Source organism: Streptomyces sp. NPDC001709 (assembly GCF_053596375.1).
Genome location: NZ_JBSFGB010000001.1, coordinates 589,838 through 608,936 on the forward strand (window position 1 = coordinate 589,838; position 19,099 = coordinate 608,936).

Here is a 19,099-nt window from a genome sequence, read left to right on the forward strand (position 1 = left end):
AGTCGCCGGACGCCGACCCATCGGGTTTCAGGCAGTCACGCGGTCACGCCGTCACCGGACGCGGCTCGGTGCGCGGCTCGGTGCGCGCCTCGCAGGTGGCGGAGGTGTGCATCGGCATCTCGGTCAGGCCCGGGTAGTACACGTGCAGGCTGACCGCCGGCTCCAGGGTGTCGTTGACGACCGCGTGGACATAGCCCGGCGCGAACACCCGCTGTGCCCCCGCCGCCAACGCGCGCGTGCCGCGCTCGGTGCGCTCGGTGAGGGTGCCCTCCAGCACGGTGAGGACACCGGAGGAGCGGCCGTGGTCGTGCAGCCCGCTGCCCTGCCCCGGAACCCAGGACAGCAGCCACACCTCGTAGCCGGGGCCGGTACGCAGCCGGTGGTACCAGCGGGTGGTCGTGTCGTAGCGGACGAGGTGCGCCCACTGGGAGCGGTCGGCGGCGATCGAGCGGGCGAGGCCCACGAACTCGGCGACGGTGGCCGGGTGCTCGCGCGGCGGCTGGAGCAGGTGCGGGACTTCGAGGATGTCGCCGGCGATCTGGAGGTCGTTGTCGCTGTTCATCGGGTGCGTGGTTCCTCGGCGGAAGAGTGGGGCCCGGAAGAGAGAGTGCTGCGGGAAAGGAAGCGACCGAGTCGGCTGGGAGGACTCGGCGACGGCTGGAGCGGGAGGCAGGCTCAACAGCTGGAACAGCGACAACAGCTACAGCGGGACCGGGCAGCACCGTGGGACCCGGCGGTGCGGGTCGAGGTGAGTGCCAAGTTCGCGAGCATGCCCACTAGGACACCGGGTCACACCTGAGCTGTCAACTCGGCGCCCGATATGTGGGACACGTTTCACCTCATCCGGTTCATCTGCGAGGCGAAAGGTTTGTTCACCCGGACCCCGGGACACATGGCGCACATCCGAGCGCTCAAGCCTCGTGCAACGCGATCGAACGCGGGGACGTCCTTCTTCGTACAGAGGGCTGTACGGGGTTTGACCGGCCCCCCTCGGGCCCTCCGCTGCGTGCCAAGGTTTATGCCGATTTGAACACTTTCCGCACGGCCTTGGTTCCGCAGAGTGAATAACGGGCTCAATAGCAGATCTCGGCTTGACTCGCCCGGAGCAGCACACTTGTAATTTCACTCGTGTCGTTCAGCCGAAATCGGTAACGGCAACGCACGGGGACGCGAAAGACAGACGAGGGGCGCACATGACCGAGCTGGTGCAGCAACTGCTGGTCGACGACGCGGACGAGGAACTCGGCTGGCAGGAGCGCGCGCTGTGCGCCCAGACCGACCCCGAGTCCTTCTTCCCCGAGAAGGGCGGCTCCACCAGAGAGGCGAAGAAGGTCTGCCTCGCCTGCGAGGTCCGCTCCGAATGCCTCGAGTACGCCCTCGCCAACGACGAGCGATTCGGCATCTGGGGCGGCCTGTCCGAGCGGGAGCGCCGCCGGCTGAAGAAGGCCGCCGTCTGACCGCACATCCAACCCAAATCGTCACGAACGGCCCGTCGCCCATGGGTTATCCACAGGCGGCGGGCCGTCGTCATGGCCAGCCGATAGTGTGGTCGCTCGTCCGAGACGTCCCGCTGTCCCCTCGGCACCCGAGCGGGCACAGGCGTCCACCGCAGTCCATCGAACCGGGGCCCGTACCTCGATGTCCGTGCACAGCCATACGGCAGTCCAAGACGGCGCCGTAACACCTGAGTTCCCGCGTCACGTGGTGACCGCGGTCCTCGTCTCCCACGACGGCGCCCGCTGGCTGCCCGACGCCCTCGCCGGGCTGCTCGGCCAGGAGCGGCCCGTGCAGTACGCGGTGGCCGCCGACACCGGCAGCGCGGACGACTCCGCACGGCAGCTCACCGACGCCCTCGGCGATGCCAACGTGCTGCACCTGGCCCGCCGCACCGGCTTCGGCCAGGCCGTCGAGGAGGCGAGCCGCACCGCCCCGGTCCTCACCCCGGAAGAGCTGCCGTACCTCAAGCGCCCCAGCGGCTGGGACCCCGTCACGCGCTCGTGGCGCGACGACGCCTACGACATGCCCGAACTGCCGCACGGCGAGCCCATCCAGTGGCTCTGGCTGCTGCACGACGACTGCGCCCCCGAACCCGACGCCCTCGCCGAGCTGCTGCGGGTCGTCGACAACGAACTGGAACTGGGCCGCACCGACGTGGCGGTCGTCGGCCCCAAGCTCCGCGGCTGGTACGACCGCCGGCAGCTGCTGGAGGTCGGCGTCTCCATCGCCAACTCCGGCCGCCGCTGGACCGGCCTGGACCGCCGCGAACAGGACCAGGGCCAGCACGACCACGTGCGCACCGTGCTGTCCGTCTCCACCGCCGGCATGCTCATCCGCCGCGACGTCTTCGAACAGCTCGGCGGCTTCGACCGCCGGCTGCCCCTGATGCGCGACGACGTCGACCTGTGCTGGCGCGCCCACACCGCCGGCCACCGCGTCCTGATCGCCCCCGACGCCGTCGTACGGCACGCCGAAGCCGCCTCCCGCGAGCGCCGCACCGTCGACTGCGTGGGCCGCACGGCCGCCTCCCCGCACAAGGTCGACAAGGCCGGCGCCGTCTACACCCTGCTCGTCAACACCCGCGGCGGCGCGCTGCCCTGGGCGCTGCTGCGGCTCGTTTTCGGCACCGTCCTGAGGACCATCGCCTATCTCGTCGGCAAGGTCCCCGGCCAGGCCGTCGACGAGATCCGCGGCCTGCTCGCCACCCTGCTGCGCCCGGGCAGGATCTTCGCCGCGCGGCGCCGCCGCGGTCCCTCGCAGATCGACAAGGCGGAACTGCGCCGGCTCTTCCCGCCGCCCGGCGCCACCATCCGCGCCACCGTGGAACAGCTCACCGCCAACTTCAGCAGCGGCTCCGACGCCGACACCGCCTCGGCCGGCCGGCACGGCGGCGCCGTGGAGTCCGGGCCCGGCGGCGACGACGACGAATTCCTTGAGATAGAACAGTTCGCCCGGCTCAAGCGGATCGCCCGCAAGCCCGGCCCCGTGCTCTTCCTCGCCCTGCTGCTCATGTCCCTGATCGCCTGCCGCGCCCTGCTCGGCGGCGGTGCGCTCGCGGGCGGCGCCCTGCTGTCCGCCCCGGCCGGCGCAGGCGAGCTGTGGTCCCGGTTCGCCGACTCCTGGCATCCGGTCGGGGCGGGCGGCACCCCGCCCGCCCCGCCCTACCTCGCGATCGTCGCGACCCTCGCCACGCTCCTGTTCGGTTCCACCGGACTCGCCGTCACCGTCCTGCTGGTCGCCTCGGTACCGCTCGCCGGATTCACCGCCTACTTCGCCTCCAGGCCGCTCGTCACCTCCCGCCTGCTGCGCGCCTGGGCGGCCATCGCCTACGCCTTCCTGCCCGCCACCACCGGCGCCCTGGCCGGCGGCCGCATCGGCACCGCCGTCCTCGCCGTGCTGCTGCCGCTCATCGCGCGCGCGGGCATCGCCGCGAGCGGCCTCGCGAACCGCTCCGGCGCGCGCGGCAGTTGGCGCGCCACCTGGGCGTACGCACTGCTGCTGACCATCACCACCGCCTTCACGCCGATCGTCTGGCCCATCGCGCTGCTGCTCGGCATCGGCGTGCTCGTCCTGCGCCGCGGCGACCTCGTCGCCCACGCCCTGCGCTTCCTCGCCCAGCTCGGCACCCCGCTGCTGGTCCTCGCCCCCTGGTCGCTGACCCTGCTGCCGACCGGCTTCTTCAAGGAAGCCGGCCTGGCCTACGGCCCCTCGGCCGCCTCCGCGCTCGACCTGCTCGGCGCCAGCCCCGGCGGCCCCGGCACCGTGCAGGGCCTGATGCTCATCGGCATCGTGTTCGCCGCCCTCGGCGCGCTGCTGCGCTCCGAGCGGCAGCTCGGCATCCGCACCGCCTGGGCGGTCGCCCTGCTGGGCCTCGTCTTCGCCGTCCTGTCCAACCGGTCCGCCTGGGCCGGACCCGCCACCCTCGTCTACGGCATCGCGCTGCTGGCCGCCGCGGCCCTCGGCGCCGACGGTGCACGCGCCCGCGTGGCCGAGCAGAGCTTCGGCTGGCGCCAGCCCGTCGCCGCCCTGATCGCCTTCGCCTCGGCCGCGGGCCCGCTGCTCGTCGCCGCCGGCTGGATGATCCGCGGCGCCGACGGCCCTCTGGAGCGCCGCGACCCGACCCAGGTGCCCGCGTTCGTCGCCGAGGACTCCACCACCGGCGACCGGGCCCGCACCCTGATCCTGGACAGCGACTCCACCGCGCGCGTGCGCTACACCCTGGTCCGCGGCTCCGGCGCCCGCATGGGCGACGCCGAGGCCAGCGCCGCCGACGGCCAGAACACCCGGCTGGACAAGGTCGTCGCCAACCTCGTCGCCGGCTCCGGCGCCGACCAGGCCGACGAACTCGGCGGCTTCGCCGTGCGCTACGTCCTCGTCCACAAGGGCGCGCCCCGCGACATCACCCGCGTCCTCGACACCACCCCCGGCCTGAGCCGGCTCAGCCAGCAGAACGGCAGCGCCCTGTGGCGCGTCGACCAGGAGGTCTCCCGCGCCACGATCGTCCCCGCCGACGGCTCGGGCACCGCCCGGCCGGTGAGCGCCGGACCGGTGGAGATCCACACGACCATCCCGGCCGGCTCGGGCAACCGCGTCCTGCGCCTGGCCGACACCGCCTCCGACGGCTGGACGGCCACCCTCGACGGCAAGCCGCTCACCCGCACCACGGTCGACGGCTGGGCCCAGGGCTTCCAACTGCCCTCCGGCGGCGGAAGGCTGGACGTCACCTACGACGATCCGATCACCCACACCGCCTGGCTGTGGGCCCAGGGCGCGCTCGCCGTCGTCCTGGTCGTCCTCGCCCTGCCCGGCCGCCGCCGCGACGTCGACGACGACCTGCCCGAGGAGGAGCCGCTGCCCGCCCAGGCCACCGCCGGCGAGGGCCGCCGCGCCCGCCGTCTGCGCGCCCAGGCCGAGGAACAGGCCACCGAGGAGCAGCCCGCCGACGAGCAGCCCGCGGCACCGCCCCAGCCGACGCAGCCCCCGGCCGCCGTACCCCACCAGCAGTCCTACGACGGCTGGGACCAGGCCTCCTACGCGAACACCGGATACGCGGCCTACGGAACGGACCAGTTCGACAACGGCGGCCAGTACCCGCCCTCCGGCTACGACCAGCAGGCGTACCCGGCCGCCGACCCGTACCAGACGGGCCAGGGCCAGTACGACCCGTACGCCTACAGCGGTACGGCCGACCAGATGCCGTACGACCCGACGGCCTACCAGCAGGGCTACGACCCGGCGTACGACCCCGCCCAGCAGGGTTACGACCCGGCCCAGCACCCCCACGGCACCGGCAGCGAGCACCCCGACGGGAGCCAGCAGTGAAGCGCACCACCCTGTCCCTGATCGCCGCCACCACCGGGCTGGCCGCCGTCACCGCGTTCGCCGCGTTCGACGGCCCCTCGGCGTCCGGCGCCGCCGCCCCCAAGGCGGCCGCGAACCTCCCGGTGGAGCGCACGAGCCTGCTGTGCCCGGCACCGAGCATCTCGGACATCGCCGACACGTCGTACACGTCGTTCACACCCGTCACCCAGGGCACGGCGAACAGCGGCAAGGCCCAACTCCAGGCAGCCGGTGAGGACTCGGCGGACGGCACGGGCAGCACCCAGGCGGGCAAGGGCTCGAAGGGATCCAAGGGCGGGAAGAAGACGGCGAGCCGGCCGGTGCTCACCCCGAAGGCGCCGGGCACACCGGTCACCGGCGACACCTCCGGCGCCGACGGGCCCGCGCTCATCGGCACCGCCGACGGGAGGTTCGCACCCGGCTGGACCGTCCAGGAGACCACCGAGGTCGCCGCCGGCACCGGGCGTGGCCTCCAGGGCGTCAACTGCACGGCCTCGGACACCGACTTCTGGTTCCCGGGCGCCAGCACGGCCGCCGGCCGGACCGATTACGTCCACCTGACCAACCCCGACGACTCCGCCGCGGTCGTCGACATCGAGCTGTACGGCAAGGACGGTGCGATCAAGTCGCCCCTGGGGGAGAACCTCACCGTTCCGCCGCACGCGAGCAAGCCGATCCTGCTCTCCACGCTCACCGACGCCCGGCAGGCCGACCTGACCTTGCATGTCAGCGTGCGCAGTGGCCGGGTCGGCGCGTCCGTGCAGGCCCTGGACGACAAGACGGGCGGCGACTGGCTGGCCGCGGCCGCCGACCCGGCCGGCAGCCTGGTCCTGCCCGGCATCCCGAAGGACGCCACGGACGTCCGCCTGATCGCCTTCACCCCCGGCGGCGACGACGCCGATCTCAAGGTCCGCCTGGCCTCACCGGACGGCCTGATCACCCCGGCGGGCAACGAGACCCTGCACGTGAAGTCGGGCATGACGACCACGGCCGACCTCGGCGCCGTGACCAGAGGCGAGGCGGGCTCCCTGGTCCTGACCCCCACGGATCAGTCGGTTCCGGTCGTGGCGGCCCTCCGCGTCGTCCGAGGCAACGGCGACAAACAAGAAACGGCCTTCATCCCGGCCACCGCCCCCGTCGGCCCCCGCGCGACCTCGGCCGACAACAGCGCCAAGGGCACGACCCTCGCCCTGACCGCGCCCACCGCCACCGCCACGGTCAAGGTCACCGCCTCGGCGGGCAGCGAGGGCGGTACGGCGGTGACGAAGACGTACACGATCAAGTCCGGCACCACCGAGAACGTCGCGTTCCCCGTTCCCTCCGCCCTGAAGGGCACCTACGCCCTCACCGTGGAAACCGTCTCCGGCGGCCCGGTCTACGCCTCCCGCACCCTCTCCGCCACCGAATCCGGAGTCCCCGGCTTCACGATCCAGACCTTGCCGAACGACCGGGGAATGGTCCCGGTACCAAAGACGACACAGGACCTGTCGGTCCTGCAGAAGTGACGGATGCCGCCGGTGCGGCCTAATCCTCGCCGTACCGCGGATCCACAGTCTCCGGAGTCAACCCCAGCAGCTCAGCCACCTGCTCCACGACCACCTCATGCACCAACGCGGCCCGCTCATCCCGCCCCTTGGTACGGATCTCCACCGGCCGCCGATACACCACCACCCGCGCCCGCCGCCCCTCCCGCGCGGGCACGACCCCGCCCAACGGCACGGCCTCGTCACTCCACGCCTGCTCACCCCGCCCCTCCAGCCGGGGTACCTCCAACACGAGGAAATCGATGTCGGCCAGCTGCGGCCACCGCCGCTCCAGCCGCTCCACGGAGTCCTGCACCAGGTCCGCGAACACATCGGCACGGCTGGCCGCCAGCGGCACCTGCGGCGGCGCGATCGGCCCCCGCATGCCCCGCCCATGACGATCACGTCGACGGGGCCCGGGGCCGGCGGCACGGGGCGGTACACGGTTGTCCATCACTGGGGAAGCGTAGTCCCCGCACGCTCCGCCCGCCCGGCTCCACACGGCGGCCGATCCCTCACCCCACCCCCCGCCCCGCACTGACCAGCCACGTTCCCGCGGCCGGCCAGGACACCGCCGATCAGCCCACCGCCGATCGGCCCTGCCCGATTACGACCGATCGTCTTCGCTCAATGTCGCAGACTGACCATTCCAGCCAACGTCTGGCTCGTTTCCATAACCCTCCAAGACCGCCGAACTCAAGGCAATTGACGGTATTTGTGCCGACTCATGACCGTATCGAGCCGCGCCCAAAACCCGCCGAGAACCCGTCCACGCAGGTCAACGGGGCCTCCCCGAAGGGGTGTGTGGGGCGTTTCACAGCACGACACGGTGGAGTGACGTGGTGGGGAGTCGTCGCGGCCCGCTCAAGAGTGCGGTACCGTCCAACGTCGTGAGCCCTGTACGTCGCTGTTCGCGAACTGCCTGCGGCCGACCCGCCGTCGCGACGCTGACGTACGTCTACGCCGACTCGACCGCGGTCCTCGGCCCGCTCGCCACCTATGCCGAGCCGCACTGCTACGACCTGTGCGCCGAGCACTCCGAGCGCCTCACCGCCCCCCGCGGCTGGGAGGTCGTCCGTCTTCTCGACGGCTCCGCTCCCGCGCGGCCCAGCGGAGACGATCTGGAAGCCCTTGCCAACGCCGTACGTGAGGCGGCCCGCCCCCAGGAGCGCGCGGCCGAGGCGGGCGGCGGCGGAGCCCGTACGGCGGACCCCATGGAGGTCGCCCGCCGCGGCCACCTGCGCGTCCTGCGCTCCCCGGACAACTGAGCCCACGACGCCGGTCGTCAAGCCGGCGCACACCACCCCCGCCCCCGACTCATCCGGTCGCGACTGGGCGTCCAGTCGGCCTCCACCCGGCTCCACCCGGTGTCCCGCACACCACTCCCTTACCCCCGACGGGTAGTTTGTGGGCACCCATAGGACTTTCAGGAGGGTTGGCCGTGACTGCTGATCTGTCGCAGATCGTGAAGGCGTACGACGTACGTGGAGTGGTTCCGGACCAGTGGGACGAGTCACTGGCCGGGCTCTTCGGCGCCGCCTTCGCGGAGGTGACAGGCGCGGCGGCGATCGTCGTCGGCCACGACATGCGCCCCTCGTCGCCCTCCCTCTCCCGCGCCTTCGCGCGCGGCGCGGCGGACCGCGGCGTCGACGTCACCGAGATCGGCCTGTGTTCCACGGACCAGCTGTACTACGCCTCGGGCGCGCTGAACCTGCCCGGCGCCATGTTCACCGCCTCCCACAACCCGGCCCAGTACAACGGCATCAAGCTGTGCCGCGCGGGCGCCGCCCCGGTCGGCCAGGACACCGGCCTCGCGCAGATCCGCGAACTGGCCGAGCGGTGGCTGGAGTCGGGCGCCCCCGAACCGGTCGCCCGGCCGGGAACCCTGACCACCCGTGAGACGTTGGACGATTACGCGGCGTACCTCCGCTCGCTCGTCGACCTGACCTCCATCCGCCCCCTGAAGGTCGTGGTCGACGCCGGCAACGGCATGGGCGGTCACACGGTCCCGTCCGTCTTCGCCGGCCTGCCCCTGACCCTCGTCCCGATGTACTTCGAACTGGACGGCACCTTCCCCAACCACGAGGCCAACCCGCTCGACCCGGCCAACCTCGTGGACCTGCAAAAGCGCGTCCCCGCGGAGGGCGCCGACCTCGGCATCGCCTTCGACGGCGACGCCGACCGCTGCTTCGTCGTGGACGAGCACGGCGACCCGGTCTCCCCGTCCGCGATCACCGCCCTGGTCGCCGCGCGTGAACTCGCCCGCAACGGCGGAGAGGGCACGATCATCCACAACCTGATCACCTCGCGTACGGTCCCGGAGGTCGTGAAGGAGAAGGGCGGGACCCCGGTCCGTACCCGCGTCGGCCACTCCTTCATCAAGGCGGAGATGGCCCGCACCGGCGCGATCTTCGGCGGCGAGCACTCCGCCCACTACTACTTCAAGGACTTCTGGAACGCGGACACGGGCATGCTGGCCGCCCTGCACGTCCTCGCGGCCCTCGGTGGCCAGGACGCCCCGCTCTCCTCCCTCGTAGCCCAGTACGACCGCTACACCGGCTCCGGCGAGATCAACTCCACCGTCGCCGACCAGTCCGCCCGCCTCGCCGCGATCCGCTCCGCGTACGAGGGCCGCGCCGACGTCACCCTGGACGACCTCGACGGCCTCACGGTCGCCGCCGCCGACTGGTGGTTCAACGTCCGCCCCTCCAACACCGAGCCCCTCCTCCGCCTGAACGCGGAGGCGAAGGACGAGGCCACCATGACCAAGATCAGGGATGAGGCCCTGGCGATCATCAGGGCCTGACCGACGGGCTGGGGTGGCGGATGGGCACAGCCCGGCCGTCCAGGGGGCGGGGCCCCCTGGACGGTGCCGACAGCCCGGCTCAGCCGGTCCACCAGCGGTACGCTGACCAGGCACATCCACAGTCACAAAACCGCCCCCGAAGGGACACCTCATGCCGCTCGAAGCCGGCCTCCTGGAGATCCTCGCCTGCCCGGCCTGCCACGCCCCCCTCAAGGAACAGGACACCGAGCTGATCTGCACGGGCCAGGACTGCGGCCTCGCCTACCCCGTCCGCGACGACATCCCGGTCCTCCTCGTGGACGAGGCCCGCCGCCCGGCGTAACGCTCCCGCCGCCGACGTACGCCGCCCTGACGACGGACCCCGCAGCCGGCGCAACCGCAAGGCGCTCACCCCCGCACAGCACCCATCCCGCACAGGACCCCCGGCGATCGGAGGCACCCGCCCATGCTGGACGAATCGCTGCTCGACACCCCGGAGGGCCTCGCCGAGGCCGACCGCCGAGGCCTGCTGCGCGGCGCCGCCGAGGCCGGCGCCCGCGTCCGCACCGCCGCCCGGCACGCCACCGAGGCCGGCATCGGCGACCTCAAGCCCGACGGCCGCCCCCGCGCCGTCCTCATCGCCGGCCCCGGCGCCGCCGCCACCCACACCGCCGACCTCCTCGGCACCCTGGTCGGCGTCGGCAGCCCCGTGGTCCGCCTGGCCCCCACCGGCGTCGCCCCGGCCGCGGGCGCCCTGCGCTGGGAACTCCCGGGCTGGACCGGCTCGGTCGACCTGCTCCTGATCGCCACCCCGGACGGCACCGAACCCAGCCTCTCCCTCCTCGCCGACCAGGCCTACCGCCGCGGCTGCTCGCTGGTCGCCGTGGCCCCGCCCCACACCCCGCTCGCGGAGGCGGTGGCCGGCGCTCACGGGCTGTTCGTACCGATGGCGACGGCGCCGTACGACCAGGGGGAACCGCTCGCCGCGTCCTCCTCCGGCGTCTTCTGGGCGCTGCTGACTCCGCTGCTGGCGCTGCTGGACCGCGTCGGACTGCTCACCGTCCCGCCGGACGGCCTGGAAAAGGTCGCCGACCGCCTGGACCACATCGCAGAGCGCTGCGGCCCCGCCATCGCGACCTACAGCAACCCGGCCAAGACCCTGGCCGCCGAACTCGCCGACGCCCTCCCCGTGGTGTGGACGGAAGGGTCCTCGGCGGGCCCCGCCGGGCGCCGTTTCGCCGCGGCCCTCGCCGAACTCGCCGGCCGCCCCGCGCTCGTCGCCGAACTCCCCGAGGCGCTCGCCGCCCACCACGCCCTGCTGGCCGGCCCGCTGGCCGCCAGCGCGGACCCCGACGACTTCTTCCGCGACCGCGTCGAGGAGCCGGCCGCGCTGCACGCGCGCGTGGTGCTGCTGCGCGACCGCCCGATCAGCGGCCTCACCGCCGCCCCCGCCGCCCGTGACCTGGCCCTCAGCCACGACACGCCGATCAGCGAGCTCGAACCGGAGCAGGGCGGCGACTTGGAAAGTCTCGCGGAACTGATCGCCGTCACGGATTTCGCCGCTGTTTACCTGGCGCTCGCTTCAAGGGCCTGATGTTTGCTCCGGGCCGGACGATCCGCGCCCACCACAGCTCGGCAACCGGCACCACCGCCGACGCCGGCTGAGGAGCCGTACATACGGAGACAGAGAAGACACATGGACCGCCTCGACAACACCATCCGCCCCTACGCCTGGGGTTCCCCCACCGCCATCCCGCACCTGCTCGGCGCCGAGCCGACCGGGGAACCGCAGGCGGAGATGTGGATGGGCGCGCACCCGGGCGCACCCTCGCGCACCGCGCGCGGGACGCTCGTCGACGTCGTCGACGCCGACCCGGAGCGCGAGCTGGGCGCCAAGGCGGTCGCGAAGTTCGGTCCGCGGCTGCCGTTCCTGCTGAAGATCCTCGCCGCCGGCGCGCCCCTCTCCCTCCAGGTGCACCCCGACCTGGAGCAGGCCAAGGAGGGTTACGAGGACGAGGAGCGCCGCGGCATCCCGGATGACGCCGCGCACCGCAACTACAAGGACGCCAACCACAAGCCCGAACTGATCTGCGCGCTCACCGAGTTCGACGGCCTGTGCGGCTTCCGTGACCCGGTCCGGGCCGCCGACGCGCTCGACGGGCTCGGCGTCGCCTCCCTCAAGCCGTATGTCGACCTGCTGCACGCCCACCCCGAGGAAGCGGCCCTGCGCGAGGTGCTCACCGCGATCCTCACCGCCGACCCGGAGGAGATGGCGCACACGGTCGCCGAGGCCGCTGCCGCCTGCGCCCGCCTCGGCGGCGACTACGCCCCCTACGCCGACCTCGCCCAGCACTACCCGGGCGACCCCGGCGTCATCGCGGCCATGCTGCTCAACCACGTTCGCCTGCAGCCCGGCGAGGCCCTGTTCCTCGGCGCCGGCATCCCGCACGCGTACCTGAACGGCCTCGGCGTCGAGATCATGGCCAACTCCGACAACGTCCTGCGCTGCGGCCTGACCCCCAAGCACATCGACGTCCCCGAACTCCTGCGCATCGTCCGCTTCGAGGCGGGTGACCCGGGCGTACTGCGCCCCGAGGCCTCCCCGGCCGGCGAGGAGATCTACGAGACGCCGATCGACGAGTTCCGCCTCTCCCGGTACGTCCTCCCCGAGGGCGGCACCGCCCGCGATCTCACCCGCGACACCCCGCAGATCCTGCTCTGCACGGCCGGTACGGTCCGTGCGGGCGAGCACGAGCTGAGCCCCGGTCAGTCGGTCTTCGTCCCGGCCGGGGAGACGGCGGAGATCTCGGGCACGGGCACACTCTTCCGCGCCACTGTGATCGTATGACCGGGGTTGTGGATACCTGACGCGCCGGGGCCCGGCCGGGCTGCAAGAATGGCCCACCGGCAAAGGCCGGGCAAAGCCGGGCTCACGCCTGGACGGCACGGACGTACGAGAACCCGTCCGGACGGCGGGACATACGAGGCGACAGAGGCGAAGGGACACGCGTACACATGAGCGCGTCAGGCGGTACGAAGGCGATCGTGGCGGCACTCGGTGCCAACCTCGCGATCGCGGCGTCGAAGTTCGTGGCGTTCGCGTTCAGCGGCTCTTCCTCGATGCTCGCCGAGGGTGTCCACTCGCTCGCCGATTCCGGCAACCAGTTCCTGCTGCTCATCGGCGGCAAGAAGGCCCAGCGCGAGGCGACCCCGCAGCACCCCTTCGGCTACGGCCGCGAGCGCTTCATCTACGCCTTCCTGGTCTCGATCGTCCTGTTCTCCATCGGCGGCATGTTCGCCATCTACGAGGGCTACGAGAAGATCAGCCACCCGCACGAACTGGAGCACTGGTACTGGCCGGTCGGCGTCCTGGTCTTCGCGGTCATCGCCGAGGGCTTCTCCTTCCGTACGGCCATCAAGGAATCCAACGAACTGCGCGGCAGACTGTCCTGGGCGCAGTTCATCCGCCGCGCCAAGGCCCCCGAGCTGCCCGTCGTCCTCCTCGAGGACTTCGGCGCGCTCATCGGCCTCGTCCTCGCCCTTCTCGGCGTCGGCCTGGCCGTGCTCACCGGCGACGGCGTCTGGGACGGCATCGGCACGGTCTGCATCGGAGTCCTGCTCGTCTGCATCGCCCTCGTCCTGGCCGCCGAGACCAAGTCGCTGCTGCTCGGCGAGGCGGCCGGCCTGGACGTGATCAAGAAGATCGAGGAGGCGACGGTCGACGGCGACACCGTCACCGGCGTCATCCACATGCGCACCCTGCACCTCGGCCCCGAGGAACTCCTCGTCGCCGCCAAGATCGCCGTCCAGCACGACGACACGGCCACCGAGGTCGCGAACGCCATCAACGCCGCCGAGGCCCGCATCCGCGCCGCCGTCCCGATCGCCCGCGTCATCTACCTCGAACCGGACATCTACAGCGAGGCCGAGGCCGCCAAGGGCCCGGACCCGGAGGCCACCCCGGGCGGCCCGACCCCCCACACCGCCGGCCACTGAGGCCGTCGCCCTACCGCACCTCGAAACGGCCCCTCGGGTGGCTCGAACCGTGCGCAGGCGGACTGGGGCCGACCGGGCCGTCCGGTGTAGCTTGGGACGGAGCCAGACGTCGCTGCTGATGGCGGTCGGGCGGTCCCAGTACGGGCCGACCGAGGGAGAGAGGGCCTCCGACGGACTGCGCTGCGCGTACGTGGGCATGCCTGTGTCCTCTTTCGGGCACCCCTGTGTCCGCCGCCGCGCAGACCAGCCGTACCCACCTCGACCCAACCCCGAGGAGCAGCTCGCAATGACGACTGTCGACAACCGACAGGACTTCAAGGTCGCCGACCTCTCCCTGGCCGAGTTCGGCCGCAAGGAGATCACCCTCGCCGAGCACGAGATGCCGGGCCTGATGGCGATCCGCAAGGAGTACGCCGAGGCCCAGCCGCTGGCCGGCGCGCGTGTCACCGGTTCCCTGCACATGACGGTGCAGACGGCCGTGCTGATCGAGACCCTGGTCGCCCTGGGCGCCCGGGTCCGCTGGGCGTCCTGCAACATCTTCTCCACCCAGGACCACGCCGCCGCCGCGATCGCCGTCGGCCCGAACGGCACGCCCGACAACCCGCAGGGCATCCCGGTCTTCGCCTGGAAGGGCGAGACGCTGGAGGAGTACTGGTGGTGCACGGAGCAGGCGCTGACCTGGCCGGACAGCCCCACCGGCGGCCCGAACATGATCCTGGACGACGGTGGTGACGCCACCCTCCTCGTCCACAAGGGCGTCGAGTACGAGAAGGCCGGCGAGGTCCCCGCCCTGGACACCGCCGAGTCCGACGAGCACCGCGTCATCCTCCAGCTGCTGCACCGCACCCTGGGCGAGAACCCCCAGAAGTGGACCCAGCTGTCCTCCGAGATCCGCGGCGTCACCGAAGAGACCACGACGGGTGTCCACCGCCTGTACGAGATGCAGCGCGACGGCGTCCTCCTCTTCCCGGCGATCAACGTCAACGACGCCGTCACCAAGTCGAAGTTCGACAACAAGTACGGCTGCCGTCACTCCCTGGTCGACGGCATCAACCGCGCCACCGACGTGCTGATCGGCGGCAAGACCGCCGTGGTCTGCGGCTACGGTGACGTGGGCAAGGGTTGCGCGGAGTCGCTGCGCGGCCAGGGTGCCCGGGTGATCGTCACGGAGATCGACCCGATCTGCGCGCTGCAGGCGGCGATGGACGGCTACCAGGTCACCACGCTGGACGAGGTCGTCGAGACCGCCGACATCTTCATCACCACGACCGGTAACAAGGACATCATCCTTGCCTCGGACATGGCGAAGATGAAGCACCAGGCGATCGTGGGCAACATCGGTCACTTCGACAACGAGATCGACATGGCCGGCCTCGCCAAGATCCCCGGCATCGTCAAGGACGAGGTCAAGCCGCAGGTCCACACCTGGACCTTCCCGGACGGCAAGAAGATCATCGTGCTGTCCGAGGGCCGCCTGCTGAACCTGGGCAACGCCACCGGCCACCCCTCGTTCGTGATGTCCAACTCCTTCGCGGACCAGACGCTGGCCCAGATCGAGCTGTTCACCAAGCCCGACGAGTACCCGATCGGTGTCTACGTGCTGCCCAAGCACCTGGACGAGAAGGTCGCCCGTCTCCACCTGGACGCCCTCGGCGTCAAGCTCACCACGCTGCGCCCGGAGCAGGCCTCGTACATCGGCGTCGAGGTCGACGGCCCGTACAAGCCGGACCACTACCGCTACTGAGCCGCCGACTCCGGCGAGTCCGTAGTCCCGCTCACCGGGGAGTGCCACTGTGCACCGCCGCGCTCCCCGGCAGCAGGTCCTCCGAGGCAGGCCCCCGCACCCCCGTGCCGGGGGCCTGCCCCTTTGGCCGGTCCGGCCCTCACGAACGCCGGACCGACCCCCCGAAGAGACCCGACCCCGTCATCGCCCAGGACACCGGAACCCATGCCCCGCGGCCGTTATTCGCTCTACGATCCGCACGATCACACCCCCCTCGCCGAAGAACACTTCCAGTGCGCCCCCGGCCCGTCCGGCTGGCGCTATGTCTCCCGGATCACCAGCCCCGTCGGCGATCACCTCGGCTCCGTCGACCTCGCCCTGGACGACCTCGGCCGCCCCATCCGCCTCGAACTCCATGCGCGGGAATGGCAGGTGCGCGGTGCCGCCCTCGACGGCGTCACCTGGGTCCGCACCGACCCCACCGGAACCCATGCCACCGAAGGCAATGTGCGCGCCCACGCCTTCACCGGCACGTCCCCCGCGTTCCTCGTCGCCACCGCCCGTCTCCTACGCCTCACCCCCTCGTCCGACGCGACCCGCGTACGCCTGGTCGCCTTCACCGACCCGGTGCTCGCCCCCCGCACCGTGGACCAGTCCTGGGCCCTGGTGAACAGCGAAGCACACGCCACTGACAACGGCCCCCTGACCGTGGACGAATACCAGGTCACAGCCCTGGACACCGGCGAACGGCACACCGTCCACATCGCCGGGGACGTCGTCCTGGCCGCACCCGGAATCGAGCTGGAGGACCTCGAGTCACCGCCGTCGACGTTCCCCTGAACACCGAGACCGGCTAGGCCGCCCGACGAGACCGACGAAGAGGGACCGACGAGACCCCTGGAACAGGACTGAGCGGATGGAGCAGGACTGAGCGGACCGCGTGCTACGCCGGGGGTGCGAAACCGGTGGCCGGGCGGTCGGCGGGCGGCTCGTCCCCCGGCGGGACGGCCGACGGCGCGAGCGGAGCCTGCGGCTGCCAGGCCCATTCCTGCGGCCGGCCTGTCTGAGGGGCATTCTGCGACCCGGACGCCGTAGAAACGGGCGGCTGAGCAGAAGCGGGCGGCTGATACGCGGCCGCTGTGCCCGGCACGGCCACGGGCGAGGCGAAACCACCGGCGCCGAACGCCTGCCGAGCCTCACGCGACTGCCGCTCGTGCACCACCGCCGCCAGGAAGGCGGCCGCCGGCAGCTCCTGCGACACCGAAGCACCCGTCCGCGCCGCGAGGTCGGCCGCCAGCCGCTGGGCCATCCCCAGCGAAACCTGCGGATCCAGCTGCCCCATCCGGGTCAGGTACTGCCGGACCGCAAGCCACAGCCCGTCCGGCACCGCAGACAGGTCCAGCTCGGCGAACCGCCCCGCCAGCCAAGGAGGCGGAGGCGGTACGAAGCCGACCCGACCGGCCGGTACCCGCTCACGCACGACCAGGGTGCCCGCGAACACGTCCCCGAGCCGCCGGCCACGCGCCGACACCAGCGAGGCGATGCAGGCGATCACACCGAACGTCATCAGGATCTCGACCACACCGATCGCGCCCCGCACGAGCGCGTGCCGGAACCGGATCGGCCCACCGTCGTCCCGCACCACTCGCAGTCCGAAAGCCAGCTTCCCCAGCGAACGCCCGTGGCTGAGCGTCTCCACCGCGATCGGCCCGCCGACCAGCACCAGCAAAAACGTCGCGATCGACAGCGCGATCTGCGCCGCCTCGTCCAGCGAGGCGGTGGAGAGCACCACCGTGATGCTGACGACGACGTAAGCCACCATGGCCACCACGAGGTCGATCAACACGGCCAGCGCCCTGCTCGGCAGCTTCGCCGGCCGCAGTTCGAGCGCCACGGCCTCGCCCGTCACCAGCTCACTCACGCCCGCCGCCCTTCCTCGATCTGCCCCCGGAAGCGCAAGTCTGCCAAGCTGTGGGCGCATCACGCCGCAGTACGACAAGCTGACCGCGATCGAGAGCATCCACGACGAGCGGCCGACGAGCAGCTGACGACCAGCCGAGGAGCAACCAGAGCCGATGGACCTGGACGTCTTCGTCTCCATACACCGAGCCGAATGGGACCGCCTCGACGCCCTGCTCCGCCGTCGGCGCCACCTCAACGGCGCCGAAGCCGACGAACTCGTCGCCCTCTACCAGCGCACCGCCACCCACCTCTCGCTCATCCAGTCCAGCGCCCCGGACCCGCAACTGACGGGACGGCTCAGCCAACTGGTGGCACGCGCGCGTAGCGCCGTCACCGGCACCCGTCGCGCCTCATGGCGTGACATCACGCGCTTCCTGAGCCAGGGCTTCCCCGCCGCGGTCTACCGCGCCCGCCACTGGTGGGTACCCACGGCACTGCTCTCCACGGCCATCGCGATCCTGCTGGGCTGGTGGATAGGCACCCACCCGGACGTACAGTCGTCCATCGCGGCGCCCAGCCAGCTGCGTGAGCTGACCCGCCCAGGCGGCGAGTACGAGACGTACTACTCCAGCCATCCCGCGGCGGCCTTCGCCGCCCAGGTGTGGACGAACAATGCCCAGGCGGCCGCGATGTGCCTGGTCCTGGGCGTCTTCCTGGGTCTGCCTGTCCTCTGGATCCTCTTCGAGAACATGCTCAACCTGGGCGTCGGCTTCGGCCTGATGTCCTCCGTCGGCCGACTCGACACATTCCTGGGACTGGTCCTTCCCCACGGCCTGCTCGAACTGACCGCCGTCTTCGTCGCCGCCGGTACGGGACTGCGTCTTGGCTGGACCCTCATAGATCCAGGTCCGCGCACCCGGCGCACCGCGCTCGCGGAGGAGGGACGCGCGGCGGTCGGCATGGCCATCGGACTCGCCCTGGTCCTCTTCGTCTCCGGCGCCATCGAAGGCTTCGTCACCCCGTCCGGCCTGCCCACCTGGACCCGCATCGGAATCGGCGTCTTCGCCGAGCTGGCATTCCTGACGTACGTCTATGTCCTGGGCGGCCGAGCGGTACGCGCAGGTGAGACCGGCGATCTCGAAGCAGCCGAGCGCAGCGCCACGGTTCCCACCGCCGCCTGATGTGCGTTCCACCCCTGTGAGCTGCTAGTCTCCTCTTCGCCCCACAAGAGCCGTTGACACGGATGGCGTGGGGAGGTAGATTCAAACAGTTGCCTGGAAGTGGACAACTTCGAGGGCAAGGGTTAGGCTCTACGAGCTTCCTATAGAAGTCGATAACGACATCTCCGAGAAGCAACCTCCCGATTACTCAGAATGAGCGGCCGGTCGGACCGGCCAGGAACTTCTGATAAAGTCGGAAACGCCGGAAAGGGAAACGCGAGAGCGGGAACCTGGAAAGCACCGAGGAAATCGGATCGAGAAAAGATCTGATAGAGTCGGAAACGCAAGACCGAAGGGAAGCGCCCGGAGGAAAGCCCGAGAGGGTGAGTACAAAGGAAGCGACCGTTCCTTGAGAACTCAACAGCGTGCCAAAAATCAACGCCAGATATGTTGATACCCCGTCTCCGGTCATCACGACTGGGACGAGGTTCCTTTGAATAACACAGCGAGGACGCTGTGAACGGTCGGATCATTCCTCCGACTGTTCCGCTCTCGTGGTGTTCATCCCGATTACGGGAAAACATTCACGGAGAGTTTGATCCTGGCTCAGGACGAACGCTGGCGGCGTGCTTAACACATGCAAGTCGAACGATGAAGCCCTTCGGGGTGGATT

At 71.2% G+C, this 19,099-nt stretch carries 15 protein-coding genes and 1 rRNA gene; 13 read left to right on the plus strand and 3 right to left on the minus strand.

What is annotated here, in order from left to right:
* Positions 1–43: 43 nt before the first annotated feature.
* Positions 44–562 carry a cysteine dioxygenase gene (locus ACWC0C_RS02875; protein WP_450861091.1) on the minus strand — a complete coding sequence of 173 codons (519 nt, stop codon included), beginning with the start codon at positions 560–562 and terminating at the stop codon, positions 44–46.
* A gap of 631 nt (positions 563–1,193) precedes the next feature.
* On the opposite strand from ACWC0C_RS02875, the gene ACWC0C_RS02880 reads away from it, so the two are divergent.
* The 3 genes from ACWC0C_RS02880 to ACWC0C_RS02890 all read left to right on the plus strand — a co-directional run bounded on the left by ACWC0C_RS02880 (position 1,194) and on the right by ACWC0C_RS02890 (position 6,842).
* Positions 1,194–1,457: a WhiB family transcriptional regulator gene (locus ACWC0C_RS02880; protein WP_003975777.1), complete on the plus strand. Its 264-nt coding sequence runs from the start codon at positions 1,194–1,196 to the stop codon at positions 1,455–1,457.
* Between the two features lie 181 nt (positions 1,458–1,638).
* Positions 1,639–5,319, plus strand: a complete 3,681-nt coding sequence (locus ACWC0C_RS02885) for a glycosyltransferase (RefSeq protein ID WP_450861093.1) — start codon at positions 1,639–1,641, stop codon at positions 5,317–5,319.
* Positions 5,316–6,842 (plus strand): DUF5719 family protein, encoded by a 1,527-nt coding sequence (locus tag ACWC0C_RS02890; RefSeq protein WP_450861095.1) that lies wholly within the window; start codon positions 5,316–5,318, stop codon positions 6,840–6,842. Before ACWC0C_RS02885 ends, ACWC0C_RS02890 begins: the two co-directional genes overlap by 4 nt.
* A 19-nt stretch (positions 6,843–6,861) precedes the next feature.
* On the opposite strand, the gene ACWC0C_RS02895 is transcribed toward ACWC0C_RS02890, so the two are convergent.
* On the minus strand, positions 6,862–7,245 hold the full coding sequence (locus ACWC0C_RS02895; RefSeq protein ID WP_449197489.1) for a metallopeptidase family protein: 384 nt from the start codon (positions 7,243–7,245) through the stop codon (positions 6,862–6,864).
* A gap of 457 nt (positions 7,246–7,702) precedes the next feature.
* On the opposite strand from ACWC0C_RS02895, the gene ACWC0C_RS02900 reads away from it, so the two are divergent.
* From ACWC0C_RS02900 to ACWC0C_RS02935, 8 genes are all read left to right on the plus strand, one after another.
* Positions 7,703–8,128, plus strand: a complete 426-nt coding sequence (locus ACWC0C_RS02900; RefSeq protein ID WP_449197490.1) for a DUF3499 domain-containing protein — start codon at positions 7,703–7,705, stop codon at positions 8,126–8,128.
* 173 nt (positions 8,129–8,301) lie between these two features.
* A complete protein-coding gene (locus ACWC0C_RS02905; protein ID WP_450861097.1) occupies positions 8,302–9,666 on the plus strand; it encodes a phosphomannomutase/phosphoglucomutase in 1,365 nt (454 codons plus the stop codon).
* Between the two features lie 151 nt (positions 9,667–9,817).
* On the plus strand, positions 9,818–9,988 hold the full coding sequence (locus ACWC0C_RS02910; RefSeq protein WP_133046004.1) for a Trm112 family protein: 171 nt from the start codon (positions 9,818–9,820) through the stop codon (positions 9,986–9,988).
* Positions 9,989–10,111: 123 nt separating this feature from the next.
* Entirely contained in the window at positions 10,112–11,239 is a 1,128-nt protein-coding gene (locus ACWC0C_RS02915) for an SIS domain-containing protein (protein ID WP_450861100.1), read from the plus strand.
* 102 nt (positions 11,240–11,341) lie between these two features.
* Positions 11,342–12,493 carry a mannose-6-phosphate isomerase, class I gene (gene manA / locus ACWC0C_RS02920; protein ID WP_450861102.1) on the plus strand — a complete coding sequence of 384 codons (1,152 nt, stop codon included), beginning with the start codon at positions 11,342–11,344 and terminating at the stop codon, positions 12,491–12,493.
* A 167-nt stretch (positions 12,494–12,660) separates the two neighbouring features.
* Positions 12,661–13,641, plus strand: coding sequence for a cation diffusion facilitator family transporter (locus ACWC0C_RS02925; RefSeq protein ID WP_449197494.1), 981 nt, complete (start codon positions 12,661–12,663; stop codon positions 13,639–13,641).
* A 286-nt stretch (positions 13,642–13,927) separates the two neighbouring features.
* Complete coding sequence (ahcY, locus tag ACWC0C_RS02930; RefSeq protein ID WP_450861104.1) at positions 13,928–15,385, plus strand: adenosylhomocysteinase; 1,458 nt, start codon at positions 13,928–13,930, stop codon at positions 15,383–15,385.
* Positions 15,386–15,589: 204 nt separating this feature from the next.
* A complete protein-coding gene (locus ACWC0C_RS02935) occupies positions 15,590–16,204 on the plus strand; it encodes a hypothetical protein (protein WP_450861105.1) in 615 nt (204 codons plus the stop codon).
* Between the two features lie 103 nt (positions 16,205–16,307).
* Here ACWC0C_RS02935 and ACWC0C_RS02940 read toward each other — a convergent pair whose 3' ends face one another.
* A complete protein-coding gene (locus tag ACWC0C_RS02940) occupies positions 16,308–17,285 on the minus strand; it encodes an RDD family protein (RefSeq protein WP_450861107.1) in 978 nt (325 codons plus the stop codon).
* Positions 17,286–17,439: 154 nt separating this feature from the next.
* Between ACWC0C_RS02940 and ACWC0C_RS02945 the strand changes: the two genes are divergently transcribed.
* Both ACWC0C_RS02945 and ACWC0C_RS02950 read left to right on the plus strand, forming a co-directional pair.
* Positions 17,440–18,447, plus strand: coding sequence for a stage II sporulation protein M (locus ACWC0C_RS02945; RefSeq protein ID WP_450861109.1), 1,008 nt, complete (start codon positions 17,440–17,442; stop codon positions 18,445–18,447).
* Positions 18,448–19,009: 562 nt separating this feature from the next.
* A 16S ribosomal RNA gene (locus ACWC0C_RS02950) occupies positions 19,010–19,099 on the plus strand; the annotation flags it as partial.

What these genes read in the sequence shown, in the direction of transcription:
- ACWC0C_RS02875 (WP_450861091.1), bottom strand. Translation starts at nt 562, where the DNA reads ATGAACAGCGACAACGACCTCCAGATCGCCGGCGACATCCTCGAAGTC.
- ACWC0C_RS02885 (WP_450861093.1), top strand. Translation starts at nt 1,639, where the DNA reads ATGTCCGTGCACAGCCATACGGCAGTCCAAGACGGCGCCGTAACACCT.
- ACWC0C_RS02935 (WP_450861105.1), top strand. Translation starts at nt 15,590, where the DNA reads ATGCCCCGCGGCCGTTATTCGCTCTACGATCCGCACGATCACACCCCC.
- ACWC0C_RS02925 (WP_449197494.1), top strand. Translation starts at nt 12,661, where the DNA reads ATGAGCGCGTCAGGCGGTACGAAGGCGATCGTGGCGGCACTCGGTGCC.
- ahcY (WP_450861104.1), top strand. Translation starts at nt 13,928, where the DNA reads ATGACGACTGTCGACAACCGACAGGACTTCAAGGTCGCCGACCTCTCC.
- ACWC0C_RS02880 (WP_003975777.1), top strand. Translation starts at nt 1,194, where the DNA reads ATGACCGAGCTGGTGCAGCAACTGCTGGTCGACGACGCGGACGAGGAA.
- manA (WP_450861102.1), top strand. Translation starts at nt 11,342, where the DNA reads ATGGACCGCCTCGACAACACCATCCGCCCCTACGCCTGGGGTTCCCCC.
- ACWC0C_RS02945 (WP_450861109.1), top strand. Translation starts at nt 17,440, where the DNA reads ATGGACCTGGACGTCTTCGTCTCCATACACCGAGCCGAATGGGACCGC.
- ACWC0C_RS02915 (WP_450861100.1), top strand. Translation starts at nt 10,112, where the DNA reads ATGCTGGACGAATCGCTGCTCGACACCCCGGAGGGCCTCGCCGAGGCC.
- ACWC0C_RS02910 (WP_133046004.1), top strand. Translation starts at nt 9,818, where the DNA reads ATGCCGCTCGAAGCCGGCCTCCTGGAGATCCTCGCCTGCCCGGCCTGC.
- ACWC0C_RS02895 (WP_449197489.1), bottom strand. Translation starts at nt 7,245, where the DNA reads ATGCGGGGGCCGATCGCGCCGCCGCAGGTGCCGCTGGCGGCCAGCCGT.